An 18,221-nucleotide genomic window follows, 5' to 3' on the forward strand; every position below is an offset into this window, starting at 1 on the left:
GAGTGAACTTGTTAATCAAGACGCGGAAATTACCCTCGCCTAGAGGCTCTGGTCTCCGCTCCTCGTAACAACTTGTCAAAGTCATCCTCGGGAGGCTCCAGAGACCCTTCAACGTTAGTTGTTGAGTTGGACGGCTTGGATTGTTTTTGCCTCTCCGTTTCCATGTTCGCACTGTAGCCATAATAGCTGTAGGCGTAGGCGTCAGCTCCTTTGACGGGAATCCTATTCAACACGACGCCTAGGACATTGGCATCGATCAGCTGGAGAGTAGCCATGGCTTTTGTAACTTCCGGTTGCTTTGCAGTGTGGCAACCCACCACGACAATGACACCGCCGACCTTTTGGGCTAGAACAGCTGCGTCCGTGACGGGCAGAAGGGGTGGGGCGTCGATGACTATTGCGTCGAAGTGCTCCTCTAATCGCTGTATCAAGGTTGACATAGCCTCTGAGCCCAGCAGTTCGCTAGGGTTTGGCGGTATAACACCAGAGGTAAGCACATGTAAATCATGAACACCCCAGGGCTGGAGGAGATCTTTGATGTTGGCATCGCCGACCAACGCTGTCGTCAACCCTGCAGAACCCTCGAGCCCCAGATACTTTGCCACCATGGGGCGGCGCAGGTCCGCGTCAATGAGAGCGACCCTCTGGCCAGCCTCCGCCATTGCGAGAGCTAGATTGGTGGCCGTAGTGCTTTTGCCTTCCCCCGGCAGCGAGGACGTCAGTAGAAAAGTCTTGCTGTTATTGGTGATTTGAGCAAAGTGAAGATTGGTTCGGAGCTGCCTGAAAGACTCTGAGCGTTGACTGTGACCGGATATTTCGTTCAAAAGCGGATTCTTGAGCGCATCCTGCTCAAAGGCAATGCCGCCCAACACCGGTGCTTCGGTGAAGCGCCGCAGATCGCTTTCACTGCGAACTCGCGTATCCAGGGTTGTCCGCAGCAGTGCTGCAGCTATACCCAGAGCTAGACCAATGACCAATCCGAGAGCCAGATTTATTTTTAGATTGGGTGAGGAAGGTTGTGTTGGTGCGGTTGCGGGTGTTACCACTGATAGTTTGACCGGCGACACACCTCCGTCTGTCGGCTTTTCTAATGTGTCGACGGCCGTGATTAGACTGGTGGCTACAGCGTGAGCAATGGCTGCCGATTGCACGGGAGAATTGTCACTGACTGAGATAGTTATTAGTACGGTTTTCAGGTCTGAGCTGGCCTTAATACTCGAGGCGAGTTGCTGGGACGTAACATCAAGCCCCAATGTGTCAATGACAGGTTGAAGCACGGTTGGTGTCGTGGCTGTAACGACATAGGACGAGACTCTCGCAGTGATGAAAGTGTTTCCAGTCTGCAGGTCTTGTACAGACCCTGAGTTCTGTGTCGCTACAAAAAGCTGTGTTTTAGAGGTGTAGACAGGTTTGCTGAGCACAGAGAACCCGGCACCACCAGCTAGCCCAATGAGACTAAGCGCCACTATCATAATCCAGTTGCGGCGCAGGATGCGTATGTAATCCTGTAATTCCAAAAGTGGGTTCCCCCCATAAATTTTCCATAATCCCGTGTCCGTAGACGTCAGGACCAAATTGACTTGCGCTATCTCATACCATTGTATCCGGTGCTAGCGCAATGCATCCTGGGAGCATTCGCGGCGCTAAACTTCCCAAGAAAAACCGAGCAGCTTGGGAAAAATAGCACTTGCCCGCTGACAGTACCCACTCAAAACTGCGACTACCTCACAGCAGGATATTCAGCACCAAGATATGTCATTACACCTACCATGCCAAACAAAGATTCCTATGACCTAACAATTCAAGATCGAGAAATCCTTCTATACATGACAACCGTCCAACCGACGACGCAACTCTCTTACAGCATCGCCCCATCGCCATAAGGGCTCGCGATCTGTGGCATCGTCGTTGACCGGAGAATCATTCCAGACGGACAAGATGCCCTTGCTAATATCATGGGCATTTGGGTCCACAGCTATCGCAGCATCACCAAAGATCTGGGCCATACCACTGTCGGAACTAATAACAGCAGGTATTCGCAGATACTCTGCTTCTGCTATAGGAAGGCCAAAACCCTCGTCAGTAGAAACTAGCACAACAACAGAACTTCCAGTCATGATCGCCACGTATTCTTCGGCGCTAACAAATCCTGGAAAATCAACATAATCAAAAACATTATGCGCCTCAGCCAGTGCCACTAAAGTTCTGCGGTAATCATTCTTCGCGCCTAAAACAGTCAGACGCATCCCCGGAGGCATATTTCCACTCGATCTGAGAAGTCCAAATGCTGAAATGACCAGTTCAGGTCTTTTATTATTGTGGTGGCCGTATGTTACTACCATCCCTTGAAACCGTTCGATGTTATCAACATCCCAGAATCTGGCGTGGTCCCGGCCGTTGGGGCAAAGGAAGGTCTGGCTACCAGAAACGAAGCGCAAGGTTTCGAGCTCCGCTTTCTCGGAAATGCAGGCATTAATATCAGCAAATTTCGCAGATATTTCCCATAACTTCCTGTAAAGCCGCTGTGTAAGTGGGAACTCCTGTGGGTTCAGCTTATGGCGCCAGTCATGTTGGAATGCCACTGACTGACGCTTACCGACGAAAGGGGTCACAATCGGACTGAACGAAATTACGGCGTCAGTAGCATGTTTCCGAGCCAGTCTCGCCGTCCGAAATAGCTGGTTATACGATCGAAAAACGGCGTTCTCGTTCTGCGAAATTTCGAGAGTGCAATTATAGACCGAGAACTCCTTCCTAATCCATTCAGGCCCATGAATGACCAAATCATCTTCAGGAAAATCTTCCATCCAAGCTCGAATCATTTCAGTGGCATGAAGTTTCATCCCGCCAGATTCGACAGTAGACGCCAGTACGTCGATGAGATATTTCATTTTGAACCCAACGACCAAGGATTTGGCAAGAACAAGTATTTTGGATAACGCCGATAAAATTTTAAAGCTGAAGAATACTCGAGCATCCACCCCCGAAAGTTTAGGCCGCTGGCCTCTCTAGCCCATCCGTGGACCCAATTTAGTTGGCCGATTACCATCGACTTAATGCCGAGATGAGCAGCACGTAATGCCAGGTCCGTATCTTCGTAATAGACGAAGAAATGATCATCCCAGCCCTGTAATCGATGGAATACGTCTCTTTTACCGGCTACGACTGCTCCGGTTAGCCATGTCACGGCACCAGTCTCGTGTGACTCGAACACGTTAGTATAACGACCAGTAACCAGCTTGGGAAAAATACGATTAAGAACCTTATATATTAGATAGGGACCCATTCGGCCATTTGGCTGAAGCGTTCCGTCAAGGGAAACGAGTTGCGGAGAGACCAAACTCAAAGGATTCTCGGATAAAACTTCAGAAATCTTATCAAAGTCCTTCCCAACCACACGTACATCCGGATTCACAAAAACTATAAATTCTGCGTTTGACTCTGCCAATGCAATGTTGTTGGCTGCAGCAAAACCCACATTCTCTTCTAGCTCTATTACTTTCGCACCGATTTGCCTGGCCACTCGCACAGAGTCATCTTCGGAGGCATTGTCTACTACTATCCACTGTACATTTGGTGGTAGCCTAACATTAGCCCAATATTTACTAAGGACAGCCTCACTATTATATGTTACTGTAATGATTGTCCAGCTTTTATTCATGATCAAAAGTCCTCGAAATAGCGATAGAGTTTTTAGTTTTGGCGGCGCGAACAGCGATATAGAGCAGGGCGACCACAAGTCCCCAAGTCGGGATCTGTGCGCCGATTGGGCCTCTCATAATACCCAACATGGCAAATGAAATATAGGCACTAATAACGGCATGCGGAGCTGTCGCTGAGTAGAGCCATATTTCGTCAAGTCGAAAAATTAACCAGCCCATAAAAATCATCAGAATTATCATTCCAATGTATCCAAACTCCATGTAAAACTCAGCATGGAGTGGCAAAGAAAGATTTGTCCAGCTATATCCTGCAGATTCTGCTACTGCGTAACTTGCAGGCTCGGATTTTGTCTCCCAGACGCTACGCGGAATGAAGAATCCCATTCCAGACAAGATCTGATTTCCGAATGTGTGCCCATTCTCCTGAACATAATTGAGGGTGTTGATTATCTGTTGAAATCCATCGAAATCAGGACCTGTATACGCATCGACGCCTGATCTTAAGCTCACGGTCTCAGAGTATCTGAATAAATTACCAAAGGGATATGCGACGAGAACTGCAAACATCATGCCAACTGCAGAAATAAATCCCCATCTTACGCTCCGCACTCGGAAAAAAATCAGCAGTGTGGCCCCTAGAAATGTTGCCAGCGTATATCGAGTACTAGTGAAGGGATTTATGTATATAACTAGTGTTACTCCAATAGCAATCACCGCAAGGATTAAAATCGTCTGTTGTCTTTTAGCCCGTTTGGGGAGAGATTTTGAATACACAATTAGCAGTAGAATAATGGCGATTGCTAATGCGCCCGGAAGAATGCGGATTACAGCATATGCAGGTCCACCCAGGACGTCTATGGAGACGCCGGCACTCCGGCGCATTGAAGATAATTCATTTCTACTAGAGAAGAGACCGCCTAGGCCACCAGAGCTCCGTATGACAAGAGGAGTGAGAACTACCAGACAGACTCCATATACAAATAACATCCAGGGCCGAATCTCAAACGCCACAGAAAATCGAATCAAGTTCTTTTTCTTGACGCTGGAGAAGAATTCGCCACAGCCGAAAGCCATAAATGCGAGCAGGGTAAGTTCCAAAGCACGAGATACTTGGTGTGTATCTAGAAGAACTGTGCTATCTCTCCAAGCCGCAACGCCTTCATTAATCTGTATAGCTGAGGCCACCACTATCCAGCAGAAAGAAAATGTGTAGAACACCAAAGCTGCGGGACGAAATCCGCTTTTGAAGGACCGCCAAATACCGGTAAGGCATAGAATTGAGGAAAGAAATAATACAATCGACATTCGTAGGTCATCAACTTGAATTGCAATTAATAATGAGGCGCCTATGGACAGTGGTATATAAAGTAAATTTATAAATAGGCTGGATGATTGCGCGTCATATGAGTGCAGTCGTTCTGGGTAGTGTGCTGAGGAATTATTTACTGCTCTGATTTCCTGTTACCAATCTTTTTTGCAGGATTTCCTGCCCAAATTTCCCAGTGTCCTGTCGACTGATTCAGAACGGAATTTGCCCCAAGAACTGTGCCTTTTCCAATAATCAATTTACCGGTTTTGCTCACGACTACTGCATTTGCTCCAAGAATTACGAAGTCTTGGATTTCGAAACCCATGAAACTTTCGTCCGGTTCACGCCATATGTCGGCGCGTCCAATGGTCGTGCCTTGGTGCAACATAATGTTATTCCCCAAACGAGCATCTGTGTGAACTACAACATTTCCTGCATGTCGAAGAAAGAGATTCTTACCGGGCGCAAGAGTCTGTGGGGGGATGTCGATACCGCGAAGCTTCAGCGCATGGCGGAATAGCTTCCCGATCAAAGGATTCTTCTGCATTCGAATGCACCAGTTGACTAGGTGATCTACGGGGCCTTTGGGTGGACTATAGATAGGTCCGTCCTCCTTGAATCTGACTATCTGACCGATAATACTGCATTGTATCGTTTTCTAACGCAAATTATCTGTACTAAAAATATTATGGTTTCGGCAACTGCAATACTGAGTATTGCTCCGATTGAATAGAAATTACTAATAAGAGGAAAGACGATTATCGCACATATGCTTGCACCAATCGTTACAGCCAAGAGAAGTTCATGTTTCCCGTTCAAGGCAACCAATGCGCCCATTCCTAACCATTGGTTAGTGAACGACATTAACAGGGCTAGCGAACTTAACGCTATAAGGGATGGTGACAGTCTAATGCTGTTCGATCCAATCGTCTCTCCGAAAGTAAACACGAACATTAGATACCCAATCGCGAATAACATTGATAATGCGAGCATTTTTGGAATTCTCGATCGCGCGCGAATTGCTGTTTCAACCGCAGATTTTGCCGGGATGGTGGTCTGAAGCAGTTGAGAGATGGGCCGCAATCCTGCGAGTGCAAATTTGTAGATTCGATCTATAAGAGCGAACGGCGCTGCAGCAGCTGGCGTGATTGATGCCAAAATCAGCAGGGGGAGCTGCTTGTAGACAGTTGCGACTAATGCAGTACCAAGTCCAGGCAATTGCTCGATAAGCACTCGACGATCTGTTGAAGTATCCCATATAAAATAATGACCGATTGGTTTTCCATATTTTTTTGCTATCAAATATGAAGAGAAGAATACTGGTAATAATGCCCCCAAAATAATTGCAAAGTTGTACGCCCAGATATTCCCTAGGAACATCGTGCAAATAGACCCAGTAACAGTAATAAATGCTCTCGGGATTGCATCGCTTATCAGCATGGTTGTAGGATTTTTCGTCCCAACGAAAAACCAATTAGCCGAAAGGCCCGTTGCTGCAAAACCAACGATAACAAAAAAGTTCCACTCTGTAGTGGTTGTCTTCGACAATTGGGTCAAAACTATCCAAAGGGTCAATGCTGTCATTGAAAGTAGGAACGCGAGGCACCTGTACTGAACGGATTTCGAGTAGAAGGCGAAGTGTTTGTCACACGGCATGGCTGCGACTTCAGCAGTTCCTGTAGCTCCCCAACCCAACTGCACGAGAACGGCAATTATGGTTCCGAGTGCCTGAGAAGCAGCGATAAGCGCCCAGGGCTGAGACCCGATGCCTGCGACTAGCATTGGGATGGTAACCAGACTCGAGATCCCTGCAATGAGCGCTGATCCGGAGAAGCCGGCCAGCAACTTTATAGGTCGCTTCATTTTAAGGTGGGTGTCTTCCTTGAAAAGACTGGGCCAAAATTCATAATAGGTGTGGGTGGTGTCTGAATGAGTAATTCTCGTAATTCGGGAAGCTTGGAAAGCCAGTTAACCAGGTCAGAGGCGGGTGAATCACTAATTTGTGGAATACCTAACCAAGTCCGTGTACTGGCTCTCAGGAGTTCTTCTCCACCGTGCTCAATGCTGTAAGCGAATTGTGAGATATTTGCCGTTGAATTCAGATTCAGTCCGGGCAGACGGTCCATGATGTCGTGAGGGAAGAGCCCTCGCCGGCTGGTGTATTCTTCTAGGTCGGGTGTGAAAAATGCTATTGGTCTATCAAGTATCAGGTACTCGATCCATACCGAGGAGTAGTCAGTCACCAAGCCCGACGAGCCTCCTATGACCAGGTATAGAGAGCTCTCCAGCTGATCAAGCATTTCCGCTGAGATGGTCAGATCAACGAGACTGGCCATGCTGTTCTTCTCCAACGGATGAAATTTACCTACGAGTGCGGTGTCCTGAGAATGTAAAATTTCACGCAAATCATTTAGTGCAGATGCAAATCCGGACTCTGTAATGGACGAATCGAAGCGTGCGCGATTTCGACCAACAACTCCAGCAGTCCTGAAAGTAGGCATCCAAATTACGTATTTCTCAAAGCCCGTAATTTCAGAGAGACGATTCTTAATTTTGTTGCAGGCGTCGGTTCTCAGCATTGCACCGAGGCGTGGCGCACCAGTCATAATTACTGATGATTCAGAGTATCGCAGGTCGACAGCGCGCTGGTCCGCTAGTACTCGACTGGTCCCGACAGTATAATTTGCAGGGAAAGGCGATGTTTCCAAGTGAGAAAATTCCGGTTTTTGTTTAATTCCATCGCCATGCCACAGATTTACGTAAATTTGCTTACCAATAACTGGTTCTATGGATCCGAATAGACCGTGTGTGAACAGAACTAATTGCGATGTCAAATAGGAATATACACCCTTGGCGGAATTTTTCTTCATCAATCGCACGCGTGTGTATTTCTTTTCTAGATCCCAAATATTTGGATCATCCACTAAAACGTTAATTTTAGCTGTCGTTAAATCGTGAATCACTCGTATCGTTTCGATCACGTTTCCTTCGTCTGAAGGGTAACCCGAAATGGTAATATGATCTTTTTTGGGTAAAATCCTATTGCAGAAATTGATTAGCATATTTGTCTTAGACATTTCTGCTCTCCTGAAGTATCGACAGTGCGATTGCGTGATCGATTGGCTGTGTAACCTTGATGTTTGAAAAATCACCTGGAACAGTAGAAATATTTTCTGTTACGCCCGATTGGAGTATTAGCTCGTACAGTGTTGTTGCGCTACGTATTTCGTCTGAGCTTGCTCTGGAAAAGGCGTCAAGTAATATTTCAAGTCTAAAACCCTGAGGCGATTGTCCTCTTAGGACCTGCTTGCGTGACTGGATGGCCATAACCTTGTTTTTAACGACGTTTATCAGCGGATCTTCAGATTCTATTACTGGAATTACTGCATCTGCAGTGTCCAATGCACTGACGACACGTTCTACTAGTTTCTGAGTAACTAGGGGTCTAACAGAATCATGTACTAAAACTTTGTCTCTGACGGTAAATCGCTGGATTTTTCGGATACCGTTTAGGACGGATTCATTGCGATTCGAGCCACCCATCACAAATTGTATGTTTTTACCAATAGGTTCTGATTTTGAAATGGCAGTTTTTATGTGTTGGTGCCACATAGGATTGACGACCACTATAACCTCATCAATTTTATCTGAATTAGCAACTATGTCGAACGAGTGAGAAAGAATTGGACGTCCGTCCAGTTCAACGAGCTGTTTTGGGCCGTTTGCTGAGAAACGGGTCCCCAGCCCTCCTGCCAGTAGTATGCAGGTGCAGTGGCTGTCTTGCATCTTGAGCGATCACGCCTTCGTTGTTATGTTTACGCAGTGCTGCCGTATGGCAATTTATAGTCTGTTAAAGGTGTACAGTCCTTTTCAAGGATAAAAACGTCTCCACTTCGTCTTATCTAGTGTGCTGATGCTTGATGTATTGGGGATCTGAGATCGGTTTGCTATCTTGGATTTTTTATTCGAATTTCTGATGTTGAAAGTTTGCTTGAAGCGATTTATTAGTGAAGCGACCATTAGGCCGCACTCAAGTTGCATGTATGTGGTTAGGTCCCTGTAGCTGCTTCGATAGTCTATGGATCGTTGGATGCGTCGAGATTCTGAGCAGTTAGGCAGTACTGTCCCCTCAGTTTTCTCCTTAGTTCTTAATAGGCAGATTTCGAAGCCAGTCCATGGCCCAACGTTGAATCAGCAATGGCTTAAGGCCGTGTTGTGCCGAGACGACGTCGTTAGGCGATCAGGAGCCAACAATATCATCCATGCTGGGAAAGATTATTCTATACGAATCTGTCAGTGCTTCCTTCGAGCGTGACGTAGTTGGCCTGGTCTGGCTTGCGTTGAGGGCGGTTGAAAAGTCGCCTAGATGATAGTTATGCCTACTAGTTTCAATGTTCGGGCAGGATAGTTTCGGGCGACGCAGGTGGGTTTGGTGTGAGTGACCTTATCCGTCTGGGCTTCGGCAGTTAAGATCCTGAACACACGACGGGCCAGATAGCGTTTGACGCAGCGTCGGATTTCCTAGTCTGTGTTGCCCTCGGCGCGAGTTTTCTCGACGTAATCGCCAGTTTTAGAGTTATAGGTTATGGTGGTGATCGCAGCCATGTGTAAGGCGCTGTTGAGTCTTCTGTCGCCACCCCGGTTTAGCCGAAGCCGCAACGTGTTTCCTGACGATTCAGGGAGGGGATTCACCCCGGCCAGACAGGTAAGGCAGCCTCGCTACGTACCAGTCCCTCGTGTGACCACGCCACCAAACGCTTCGTCGCAGTCACAGCCTAGAAGCGCTTCTCGTCGAGCAACGGTGACGCCTCGCTGATCTTGACCAGCTCGTCCATCTTTTGCTCGCTGGAGTTCAACTATTCACCAAGGTCCAGTATGTGTTTGGCGAGGCGTACCGCCTCGGAGCTGGCGATACTTGACGCCAATTATCACTCTCGTTCAAGCCACCGGGAGATCTTCTCGATCTGGCCCGGGGTGAGCTTCGTGCGTGCATCGATTCCGAGGGCGTTGCTGCGCACCAAAGCGTTCAAGGCATTGATCGAACGGGTACGGGCCCTTACTCATGGACTCCTGGGCGGTCATCAGTATCCTCAAGCCCTGACGGATCCCCTCATTGAGGCGAGGACGACACAGCCGATCAACAAGTTACGGCAGCACTGCCGTCGCCATTGATAGGCGTCTAAGGCATCGGATTTTTCGACGCTACGGTCCTTTTTGGCGTCCATGCGTGGTGCTTGGGTGACGGGAAATCCGTGGGCAGATACGGTACCGGCGAGGATCGCTCCGTACGACGCAGCTCCCTCAACGAGGCACCACCACCGGGGCCAAAATCGGCTGTGAAATATATCCTGTCACCAAACCCGGGATTAACCGTGCCATCGCCTGGATCCGCAGGAATACCTCCGGGGAAATCTTGGCATCCATTGAGGGAACGGCGGTGTCATACCCTCGAAGCAACAAGTTGGTTGAATAGAGGAGTTGCGGGTGGGGCGTAGACCGTTGTCGTTTTCGGATCGGGCGGACATCGCCGTCGGCATCCAGGCTGGCAAGACGGATCGGCAGATCGGCGCTGATCTTGGCCGGGACCACACGATCATTTGGCGCGAACGCCACAGGAATTCGACGAAAACCCGCGGCTACCGTCCCGTGAGTGCGGACTGTGCTGCTGAGCGCCGGCGCATACGTCCGCGGGCACGGAAAATCGATACAGACGTGGTCCTTGCAGCCCGGGTGAAGGCGGATCTGGCTAGGTCAAGAACGCCGCGGCAGATCGCCGGCCGTTTGCGTTTAGAAGCCACAGACGCCAGCGTTGAGACCATGACGAAATCACCCGACACCGAAAGCCGCACCGTCTCCCACGAGGCCATCTACCGCTGGATCTACGCCCTGCCCAAGGGCGAGCTGGCCAAGTCCGGAATCCTACTGCAGTCCAAGCGTACGAAGCGAAAATCAGTGAAGCCATTGGGAGAACGCACAGGTGGCCGGATCATTGGCATGGTCAGCATCGACGACCGCCCAGAAGAAGCCTCAGATCGCCGTGTTCCCGGCGCGTGGGAAGGGGATCTCGTCGTCGGCAAGGGAGGCAAGAGTGCCATCGCAACCCTCGTCGAGAGACACAGCAGGTTCTTGATCATGCTTGGCCTGCCCGAGTCAAGAAGGCCGACGGACTCGCCGATATCCTCATCAATCGGGTCAATGACCTGCCGGCCCTGATGCGCGGATCCCTGACGTGGGATCAGGGCACCGAGATGGCCCGCCACGCACAACTGACCGTGGCCACGGATCTGCCGGTGTACTCGCGCACCCCCACTCGCCTTGGGAACGCCCGTCAAATGAGAACACAAACGGGCTGATCCGGGAGTACCTGCCCAAGGGCATCGAGCTCACCAGCCACCAACCTTACCTGGACTCCATCGCTGATGAGCTCAACGACCGGCCCCGCGCCGTCCTAGGATTCCTCACACCACGAGAAGTATTCACCAAGCTACTCAACGACAATGTTGCTAAGACGGCTTGACACCGCCAACCAACTCCTACAGGTCTTCCATTCGCCATGCGCTCATTGGTGAGGGAGTGCGCATAGTGGAGGTGAAGCCTCCAAAGAAGAAGACCCGTCATGGGCGCGGAAAATCCGATCCGGTCGACGCATTTGCTGCAGCTAGGAGTGTTCTGGGAAAGAGACAGAGTTGCTGCTTCAACCCCCGTTGTGACGGGGAACGTGCTGCGATCAGCATGCTTTTGGCTGCTCGACGCCGTAGCGATCATCAGCATACCGCATACCGCAATGCCCTGGTGCGGTTAATCGACTTAGGGTTTGATGCCCGCCATGCGTCGACCGAAGCCCAGCTCAAGGAAATCAGTGAGTGGCGCACACGCGAGCATGACAACATTGACCAGCGGGTCGCCCGGGCCGAGGCTATCGACCTGGCAAAATCCAACAAGGCCAGCAAGGCAAGGCTCAAAGTAATCGAGGCTGAGTTAGTTGACCTTGATGAGAAAATGGCGCCAGGATTGTAGGACCAATTTGGTATGGGCTTGGTGACCGTCGGGATCATCTTGGCCGCGTATTCACACCAGGGCCGGGTTCGCTCTGAAGCTGCATTCGCAGCCCTAGCCGGCACTTCACCGCTGCAAGCGTCCTCCGGGAACATCAAACGGCACAGGCTTAACCGCGGAGGGACTGAGCTACCGAGAAATAAAAAAATGCCTGAAAAGGTTCCTCGCCCGATCAATATTTAGGCAACTCGAAGCACTTGGGGCTTGATTTAATCCGTAAATGGGTCTACAAAAAACAGCGGCATCAAACCGGGGACGGTTCAGGGCCTACGGAACTTCAGACTAGCCTTCCGCCAGATCAAAGCGGTCGATATGGACTGGTTTGCGGTGCGCACCTATGCTTCATTACGGAGTTAGAATTTGGACTTCGGTGGTTCGTATTCTAGGCCATGGTGAAGGCCTACGTCGTAGCTGTGGCAATATCACAGGGGCATAGCCAGACACCTAATTCGCCGTTCGGTAAACAGTGATCGTGGGAAACATCGTGGGTCTCCCGAAGGCAGCCGAGAACTCCTGATGATCCATCTGCCCAGTTACCATCCGACCTCATTCAATACTTACTCATGTGATTTCTCCCATTTGGTAATTCGTTGCACTGCTGGCACTAGTTGCCGTCGCATTTGTTCAAAGACGTGGTCGCTGCGGCGGTAAGGATCAACTACATCGTCATCGTCAGCTGATGCTCTGTGGAGGGTGCGGGCGCGCATGGCCAAAGGAATGGCTAACTCCCAGCGTTCAGCTGGATGGACACCGCGAGCCCCGTCAACGTGGGGGAGGACCCTGGCCAGTTCGCGTAAGGTAAAAGTCCTTTTCAACAATCCTGGGTGCATCTCCACGATGCGACTGCGGTGCTCACGAGTGAGAGCCAACACTAAGTCCTGCTGATCTAGAATGTCCCGGGTGAGCTGCTTGGCAGAAAATCCATCTGAGGATGCCCCGAATGCCCTGACGAAACCCTGGATGTGCGCCTCCATGGCGGATCCCACCATGGCAGCAGTACCGGCACTCTCTACGGCGAAGACACCGGGGGATAACAGGTCAAGTTCACTTTGCAGCAGCCGCTCAGCCATGGGGGAACGGCAAATATTTCCCGTACAAACGGTTAAAATCCTAAAAGGGGGCACAATGCTCATGACCTTTACCGTACAGCCCAACTTGCTCTTCTCTGGAAACGTGCTTTGTATGAGCCAGGTGGTAGGTCATAGCACCGATGCAAGCACCTGCAGTGTTCGCCACAATATCCATAATTGAAGCAAAACGGTCAGCGAGGAAAATCAACTGCGCCAACTCTATGAGGCATGAAATAACAGCTCCGAGCACTGCGCCAAGCCAAGCCCTCTTAGTCCAACCCGAGGCAATGATCCCCATGGGGACAAACATCACGACATTCGCGGTGAACTCGATGGTGTTGTAGCCAATGAACGTGGGAACGCCGTGGCTGTGTATCCACACAATCAGGCTGTGTAAGGTTCCGGCTGCCGGACGGTCAACCGGTGTTGGCCAAAAGACTATGAGAACCAGAGCTACAAGGTAGGCGCCAACAAAGCACAGCGATATGCGGTGGAGAGTCTGATGTTTGGCGTTCACAACATAACGGTACGCCACGGAGAGGTACGCTAACGGCAATTGGCTGGCAATCTCATTGCCTAGGGAATGTCAGCAGTGGTCATTTGCTGCGTTAACTGTCAGAAAGGACAGCGGTGAGATCAAGTGCTGTGGTGGCCGGACCTGTGACCACACAGCCCGGGAGCACGAAGATTAGGGACGTACCCACCCCTCGCTCGCTGCGGAGCTCAATGGTCCCGCCGTGCTTGGAGATGATGGCCTTAGAGATCATCAGACCTAAACCAATTCCAGGGATGGAGCGCTGCATTGCAGATTTTGCGCGGAAGAATTTGGTGAAGGCCTCAGCTTGGTCAGCACTATTCATACCCATTCCCGTGTCCTTCACCTCGCACCAGAGATCCGAGCCCTGCGCCCACGCGCGGACGGTGACGGTGCCACCATCGGGTGAGTACTTGACTGCATTGGAGACCAGATTATCCAATACCTGGCCCACCCGAAGAGCATCGACGAACGCTTCCAAAGGAGCTTGAACTTGGGTTGAGAGTGCCACCTTGTTGGCGTCAGCGACCGGGGCTGCCGTTCCCAAGCTGTCCGCCACCAGCTGTGCCACATCAACGCGGGCAACGTTCAAAGTTACCGAATCGGTGCTGAGTAGATCCTCCACCAAGGAATTCAGGCGGTCCACATTCCGTACGGCAATGGTCAAGTACTTTTCAACATGTGGGGGTAACTCGGCAGGCTCTTCCAATGCCATGTCCAGATAGCCCTGAATAGAGGTCAGTGGCGTCCGGAATTCGTGCGAAACGTTGGAGACAAAATCATTTTTGGCACTTAAAGCTGACATCATGTCCGTGATGTCATGGAAAGCGACAACTGCGCCATCGAATTCCCCTTGCTCGTTCACCATGACGCGTGAGGCAACTGAAACAGCACGAGCGGTTTCGCCGCTGCCCAGCCATAACTGGTAGTTGCTGAATTCCTCTGCATGAATGGCCCGTAGGACGGGACGTTCCTCGGTAGGCACGGGGGTGATGCCATCCTGGTTGAAGACAAGCAGTTCCTTTTCCTCCGGATCCGCAATTCCTTCAGGTAGAGCGTGGCCGTGCAGAACGCTTTGCGTAGCGTTCATGAGCACGTCATGGCCACCGGAATCTACCACCACCACGCCCACGGCTACAGTGTCCAGAATGGTGCTCAGAAGACGTTCACGCTGCTGACTAGCCGCTAAAGCATCCCGTAACTGTCGGTCCTTGGCCTGAAGCGTTTTCCTTTGCACGTTCATGGTGTTTGTCACCGCCGCCACCGTGGTGGCAAAGGCGAAGACCACCAGTGGGAAAAGCAGCGGCTTGACAAGCTGCTCGAACGTGAGCGCGCCTGATTGGGTAAAAATTGGCACCCATACGATGAGCAAGGCACCCACCACACTGACGGAAACTGCCGTACGTTTGGCCATGCCCGAGGCTGCCAGCCAAAAGACAGGGAAAAAGATCAGCAGTCCCACCGCAGTGAGGAATTGATAATTGCCACCCCGGAACAGCCCAATAGCAACAAAATCGAGGTAGGGAATCACCAGGAATGACCCACGGGGGAGACGATCCCAGGGGACGAAAATTGCCGCCAGTAAAAGAAGCACATGCATCACTAAGGAGGTGACAAATAATGTCTCGCGAAATGATTGCGGATAGAACGCCAGTGCAAGAATGACAGCCACAACCATCAACAGTGACAAAGGCAACTGGGTGAGGAAGACCCTTTTGCGCAAGCCCTGCAGACGGTAAAAGTGACTAGTAGTAATGCTTTTCGACTCAGACGGTGTCATGATTACTTTCATCCTTGAACGGTGGCGCACAACAGGCCAGCATATACCTCGCCAATTTGGTTAATATACACGGGCCACTTACGCGAACGCGTTTTACCTCTGATAGACGTCCGGTGTTCCGTCACCATCGTCGTCACGACTCTCTAATTCGGCAATAGTGCGGTAATGGCTATTCCTCAACCTCAGAACCACCGAAGCCAGAAGGGCGGCAATCACAGACCCAGCCAAGATGGCCACTTTCGCGTGATCGTAATGGGGGGCGTCATCACCGAAGCTAAGCTCGCTAATCAGCAGGGAAACGGTGAATCCCACCCCTGCCAAAAGTGCCAGACCGGCAACATCCACCCAAGCTAATCCGTCATCGAGCTCTGCTTTAGTGGTTTTGGTGACCAGCCACGTGGAACCAAAGACGCCTATGAACTTGCCCACCACCAGGGCCAATACGATGCCAATGGCGACGGTGTCAGAGAGAGAGTTTTTCAGCCCACTCAAGCCACCCACGACCACGCCTGCTGAGAAGAAAGCGAAGAGTGGTACGGCAAATCCGGATGAAATGGGACGCATGACATGTTCAAAATGTTCGGCCATTCCGGGACCCGCATCCGGTCCACCCATCTTTTTGCTGCGGATGACGGGCACGGCGAAGCCTAGAAGTACGCCTGCCACTGTGGCGTGGACACCGGAGGCATGGACCAAACCCCATGTTGCGGCAGCGAGTGGGATGAGTAAATACCAAGAGCGGATGCGCTTTTGAACCAGCCACGTGAAGACCAACAAAGGCAGGACGGCCAAGGCGAGGTATTGGAAGTGCATCTCCCCGGGGTAAAACACGGCGATGATGGCAATGGCGATCAGATCATCCACCACGGCCAGTGTTAGCAGGAACGTCCGCAGTGCACTAGGCAGGTGTGTACTGATGACAGCAAGAACGGCTAGAGCGAAAGCAATATCCGTGGCGGTGGGGATGGCCCAGCCTTTGAGGATTTCGGGACCAGCGGAGATGTTTACTGCCACAAAGATCAACGCAGGGACAATGACGCCACCAAAAGCAGCGGCAATGGGTACCACGGCCTTGGCAGGACTACGCAAGTCCCCTGCCACGAACTCCCGCTTGAGTTCCAGGCCGGCAACAAAGAAGAAGATTGCCAGCAGGCCGTCTGCGGCCCAAGTGCCCAGACTGAGATTCAGATGAAGAGATTCAGGGCCAATCTGGAAATCGCGCAAAGCGAAGTAGCCCTCGGACCACGGGGAATTCGCCCAGATCAGGGCCAAAACTGTTGCTGCCAGGAGTAGGGCCCCACCTACAGTTTCGGAGCGTAAAATTTCGCTGACACGCAGCGATTCGGCATAAGTGCCTCGGGTGAAAATACGACGTTCGGAGTTTTGGGCCATGGGCCTGTGCCTTCTAACTTGGGGCAATGTTGCAAAGAACAATTGGGTTCGACAATTACATTGCCGACCAGACTTCCCGGCGCACCTGAGAATCAGTTTAGCGTGTGGAGACCATTCTGGACGATTCCGCAGGGAGTTCGGCGGTGAATTCGCCCAACCATTCGCGTAGATCCTCGCCCAGATCTTCGCTTTCGCAGGCCAGCGTTACAACAGCTTTCAAGTAGCTGAGCTTATCTCCCGTGTCGTAGCGGCGGCCGCGGAACACCACACCGTAGACCCCGCCGCCTTCGCCCTCCATAGTTGCCAGGGTCTGGAGTGCATCGGTCAGCTGAATTTCATTGCCGCGTCCGGGTGCCGTGTGTTCAAGGACTTCAAATACTGCCGGGTGCAGCACATAGCGGCCAATGACGGCCAGGTTGGACGGGGCTTCCTCTAGAGAGGGCTTCTCCACCAGATGGTTGACCCGAACATAATTCTCCCCCTCGATCATTGTCATATCGGCACAGCCATAGGAAGAAATCTTCTCCGCAGGAACTTCAATCAACGCCACCACGGAGCCGCCGGTACGTTCCTGAACTTCGATCATGGTGGTCAGCAGTTCATCGCGCTCATCGATCAAGTCATCACCGAGTAGAACCGCAAACGGCTCGTTGCCCACGTGAGTCTTGGCGCGCAACACTGCGTGCCCCAGACCCTTCGGGTCACCCTGGCGGACATAGTGAATTTCGCCGAGGTCGGTGGCATGCTGGACCGCCGCGAGACGTTCGCGATCGCCCTTTTCCTCCAGCAGTTGCTCGGTGACCGGAACCCGGTCAAAGTGGTCTTCCAAGGCGCGCTTGTTGCGCCCTGTAATCATCAAAACATCGGTCAGTCCGGCGTTGACAGCTTCCTGAACCACGTATTGAATGGCAGGCTTGTCAACAACAGGCAACATTTCCTTGGGCATAGCCTTGGTCGCGGGCAGGAATCGGGTCCCCAAACCAGCTGCTGGAATAACGGCTTTGGATACGCGAGGTAAAAGTGTCATTTCATGATCTTAACTGAGGATTTCCCGGGAAGTAGCTCCATGAAGCCCGGGCGACATGCGGTGGCGCAGTTCAGAGGACAAGATCACTTGTTAGCCGGTGTTGCCGGACTAGGTGACGGTGCTGGACATCTCTGCACCTATGACACAGGCACGAATGCTGAAACTCATGGTGGTGCCCTCGCCTTGGCGGCTGGTAAAGGACAGGGACCCACCATGAGTTTCAACGATGGTCTTGGAGATCATCAAGCCTAAACCAATACCCGCAATGACAGCGCCCCGCCGTGGGGCGAATATTTCACAACATTCGAAACGAGGTTATCCAACACCTGGCCGATGCGCACGGCGTCAACGCAAACCATCAATGCCTCTTGAGGATCGAAGTTCACAACG

General features: G+C 51.3%; 19 protein-coding genes and 1 pseudogene. 3 read left to right on the forward strand and 17 right to left on the reverse strand.

The genetic code is table 11. The features are described from left to right. Positions 1-29: 29 nt before the first annotated feature. The 10 genes from ABIB48_RS08360 to ABIB48_RS08405 all read right to left on the reverse strand — a co-directional run bounded on the left by ABIB48_RS08360 (position 30) and on the right by ABIB48_RS08405 (position 10,584). Positions 30-1,517, reverse strand: a complete 1,488-nt coding sequence (locus ABIB48_RS08360) for a tyrosine-protein kinase domain-containing protein (RefSeq protein ID WP_354212709.1) — start codon at positions 1,515-1,517, stop codon at positions 30-32. Positions 1,518-1,820: 303 nt separating this feature from the next. After that, positions 1,821-2,981 carry a glycosyltransferase gene (locus ABIB48_RS08365; RefSeq protein ID WP_354212710.1) on the reverse strand — a complete coding sequence of 387 codons (1,161 nt, stop codon included), beginning with the start codon at positions 2,979-2,981 and terminating at the stop codon, positions 1,821-1,823. Further along, positions 2,888-3,661: a glycosyltransferase gene (locus tag ABIB48_RS08370; protein ID WP_354212711.1), complete on the reverse strand. Its 774-nt coding sequence runs from the start codon at positions 3,659-3,661 to the stop codon at positions 2,888-2,890. The genes ABIB48_RS08365 and ABIB48_RS08370 overlap by 94 nt, the downstream gene beginning before the upstream one ends. Continuing rightward, the gene (locus ABIB48_RS08375; RefSeq protein WP_354212712.1) at positions 3,654-4,967 is read right to left on the reverse strand and encodes an O-antigen polymerase; all 1,314 of its coding nucleotides are present in this window, start codon (positions 4,965-4,967) and stop codon (positions 3,654-3,656) included. Before ABIB48_RS08375 ends, ABIB48_RS08370 begins: the two co-directional genes overlap by 8 nt. Positions 4,968-5,104: 137 nt before the next feature. Continuing rightward, positions 5,105-5,518 carry an LbetaH domain-containing protein gene (locus ABIB48_RS08380; RefSeq protein WP_354212713.1) on the reverse strand — a complete coding sequence of 138 codons (414 nt, stop codon included), beginning with the start codon at positions 5,516-5,518 and terminating at the stop codon, positions 5,105-5,107. 77 nt (positions 5,519-5,595) lie between these two features. Next, complete coding sequence (locus ABIB48_RS08385) at positions 5,596-6,834, reverse strand: oligosaccharide flippase family protein (RefSeq protein ID WP_354212714.1); 1,239 nt, start codon at positions 6,832-6,834, stop codon at positions 5,596-5,598. Next, the gene (locus ABIB48_RS08390) at positions 6,831-8,048 is read right to left on the reverse strand and encodes a CDP-glycerol glycerophosphotransferase family protein (protein WP_354212715.1); all 1,218 of its coding nucleotides are present in this window, start codon (positions 8,046-8,048) and stop codon (positions 6,831-6,833) included. The genes ABIB48_RS08385 and ABIB48_RS08390 overlap by 4 nt, the downstream gene beginning before the upstream one ends. Beyond that, complete coding sequence (locus ABIB48_RS08395) at positions 8,041-8,757, reverse strand: IspD/TarI family cytidylyltransferase (protein WP_354212716.1); 717 nt, start codon at positions 8,755-8,757, stop codon at positions 8,041-8,043. The genes ABIB48_RS08390 and ABIB48_RS08395 overlap by 8 nt, the downstream gene beginning before the upstream one ends. 735 nt (positions 8,758-9,492) lie before the next feature. Beyond that, the gene (locus ABIB48_RS08400; protein WP_354212747.1) at positions 9,493-9,672 is read right to left on the reverse strand and encodes a transposase; all 180 of its coding nucleotides are present in this window, start codon (positions 9,670-9,672) and stop codon (positions 9,493-9,495) included. A 600-nt stretch (positions 9,673-10,272) separates the two neighbouring features. After that, complete coding sequence (locus tag ABIB48_RS08405) at positions 10,273-10,584, reverse strand: hypothetical protein (RefSeq protein WP_354212752.1); 312 nt, start codon at positions 10,582-10,584, stop codon at positions 10,273-10,275. Here ABIB48_RS08405 and ABIB48_RS08410 point away from each other — a divergent pair. The 3 genes and pseudogenes from ABIB48_RS08410 (at position 10,471) to ABIB48_RS08425 (ending at position 12,210) form a co-directional block, all read left to right on the forward strand. Then, positions 10,471-11,488, forward strand: a pseudogene (locus ABIB48_RS08410) (IS30 family transposase). The gene ABIB48_RS08405 and the pseudogene ABIB48_RS08410 overlap by 114 nt on opposite strands. Before the next feature lie 65 nt (positions 11,489-11,553). Continuing rightward, the gene (locus ABIB48_RS08420) at positions 11,554-11,988 is read left to right on the forward strand and encodes a hypothetical protein (RefSeq protein ID WP_354212718.1); all 435 of its coding nucleotides are present in this window, start codon (positions 11,554-11,556) and stop codon (positions 11,986-11,988) included. 12 nt (positions 11,989-12,000) lie between these two features. Then, positions 12,001-12,210 carry a transposase gene (locus ABIB48_RS08425; protein ID WP_354212719.1) on the forward strand — a complete coding sequence of 70 codons (210 nt, stop codon included), beginning with the start codon at positions 12,001-12,003 and terminating at the stop codon, positions 12,208-12,210. 374 nt (positions 12,211-12,584) lie between these two features. Here the strand turns inward: ABIB48_RS08425 and ABIB48_RS08430 are convergent, their stop codons facing one another. The 7 genes from ABIB48_RS08430 to ABIB48_RS08460 all read right to left on the reverse strand — a co-directional run bounded on the left by ABIB48_RS08430 (position 12,585) and on the right by ABIB48_RS08460 (position 18,217). Further along, positions 12,585-13,160, reverse strand: coding sequence for an arsenate reductase/protein-tyrosine-phosphatase family protein (locus ABIB48_RS08430; RefSeq protein ID WP_354212720.1), 576 nt, complete (start codon positions 13,158-13,160; stop codon positions 12,585-12,587). After that, positions 13,138-13,614, reverse strand: coding sequence for a VanZ family protein (locus ABIB48_RS08435; protein ID WP_354212721.1), 477 nt, complete (start codon positions 13,612-13,614; stop codon positions 13,138-13,140). The genes ABIB48_RS08430 and ABIB48_RS08435 overlap by 23 nt, the downstream gene beginning before the upstream one ends. A gap of 91 nt (positions 13,615-13,705) precedes the next feature. Further along, positions 13,706-15,412 (reverse strand): PAS domain-containing sensor histidine kinase, encoded by a 1,707-nt coding sequence (locus ABIB48_RS08440; RefSeq protein WP_354212722.1) that lies wholly within the window; start codon positions 15,410-15,412, stop codon positions 13,706-13,708. 93 nt (positions 15,413-15,505) lie between these two features. Beyond that, entirely contained in the window at positions 15,506-16,804 is a 1,299-nt protein-coding gene (gene nhaA / locus ABIB48_RS08445; protein WP_315915538.1) for a Na+/H+ antiporter NhaA, read from the reverse strand. A 97-nt stretch (positions 16,805-16,901) separates the two neighbouring features. Then, complete coding sequence (gene galU, locus ABIB48_RS08450) at positions 16,902-17,831, reverse strand: UTP--glucose-1-phosphate uridylyltransferase GalU (protein WP_354212723.1); 930 nt, start codon at positions 17,829-17,831, stop codon at positions 16,902-16,904. 108 nt (positions 17,832-17,939) lie between these two features. Then, positions 17,940-18,074 carry a hypothetical protein gene (locus ABIB48_RS08455; protein WP_354212724.1) on the reverse strand — a complete coding sequence of 45 codons (135 nt, stop codon included), beginning with the start codon at positions 18,072-18,074 and terminating at the stop codon, positions 17,940-17,942. Positions 18,075-18,079: 5 nt separating this feature from the next. Continuing rightward, positions 18,080-18,217: a hypothetical protein gene (locus ABIB48_RS08460; RefSeq protein ID WP_354212725.1), complete on the reverse strand. Its 138-nt coding sequence runs from the start codon at positions 18,215-18,217 to the stop codon at positions 18,080-18,082. Positions 18,218-18,221: the final 4 nt, after the last annotated feature.

Source organism: Arthrobacter sp. UYCu511 (assembly GCF_040547105.1).
In the GTDB taxonomy this organism is placed as follows: domain Bacteria; phylum Actinomycetota; class Actinomycetes; order Actinomycetales; family Micrococcaceae; genus Specibacter; species Specibacter psychrochitiniphilus.

What these genes read in the sequence shown, in the direction of transcription:
- nhaA (WP_315915538.1), bottom strand. Translation starts at nt 16,804, where the DNA reads ATGGCCCAAAACTCCGAACGTCGTATTTTCACCCGAGGCACTTATGCC.
- ABIB48_RS08375 (WP_354212712.1), bottom strand. Translation starts at nt 4,967, where the DNA reads ATGTCGATTGTATTATTTCTTTCCTCAATTCTATGCCTTACCGGTATT.
- ABIB48_RS08395 (WP_354212716.1), bottom strand. Translation starts at nt 8,757, where the DNA reads ATGCAAGACAGCCACTGCACCTGCATACTACTGGCAGGAGGGCTGGGG.
- galU (WP_354212723.1), bottom strand. Translation starts at nt 17,831, where the DNA reads ATGACACTTTTACCTCGCGTATCCAAAGCCGTTATTCCAGCAGCTGGT.
- ABIB48_RS08425 (WP_354212719.1), top strand. Translation starts at nt 12,001, where the DNA reads ATGGGCTTGGTGACCGTCGGGATCATCTTGGCCGCGTATTCACACCAG.
- ABIB48_RS08440 (WP_354212722.1), bottom strand. Translation starts at nt 15,412, where the DNA reads ATGACACCGTCTGAGTCGAAAAGCATTACTACTAGTCACTTTTACCGT.
- ABIB48_RS08380 (WP_354212713.1), bottom strand. Translation starts at nt 5,518, where the DNA reads ATGCAGAAGAATCCTTTGATCGGGAAGCTATTCCGCCATGCGCTGAAG.
- ABIB48_RS08370 (WP_354212711.1), bottom strand. Translation starts at nt 3,661, where the DNA reads ATGAATAAAAGCTGGACAATCATTACAGTAACATATAATAGTGAGGCT.
- ABIB48_RS08430 (WP_354212720.1), bottom strand. Translation starts at nt 13,160, where the DNA reads ATGAGCATTGTGCCCCCTTTTAGGATTTTAACCGTTTGTACGGGAAAT.
- ABIB48_RS08390 (WP_354212715.1), bottom strand. Translation starts at nt 8,048, where the DNA reads ATGTCTAAGACAAATATGCTAATCAATTTCTGCAATAGGATTTTACCC.
- ABIB48_RS08455 (WP_354212724.1), bottom strand. Translation starts at nt 18,074, where the DNA reads ATGATCTCCAAGACCATCGTTGAAACTCATGGTGGGTCCCTGTCCTTT.
- ABIB48_RS08385 (WP_354212714.1), bottom strand. Translation starts at nt 6,834, where the DNA reads ATGAAGCGACCTATAAAGTTGCTGGCCGGCTTCTCCGGATCAGCGCTC.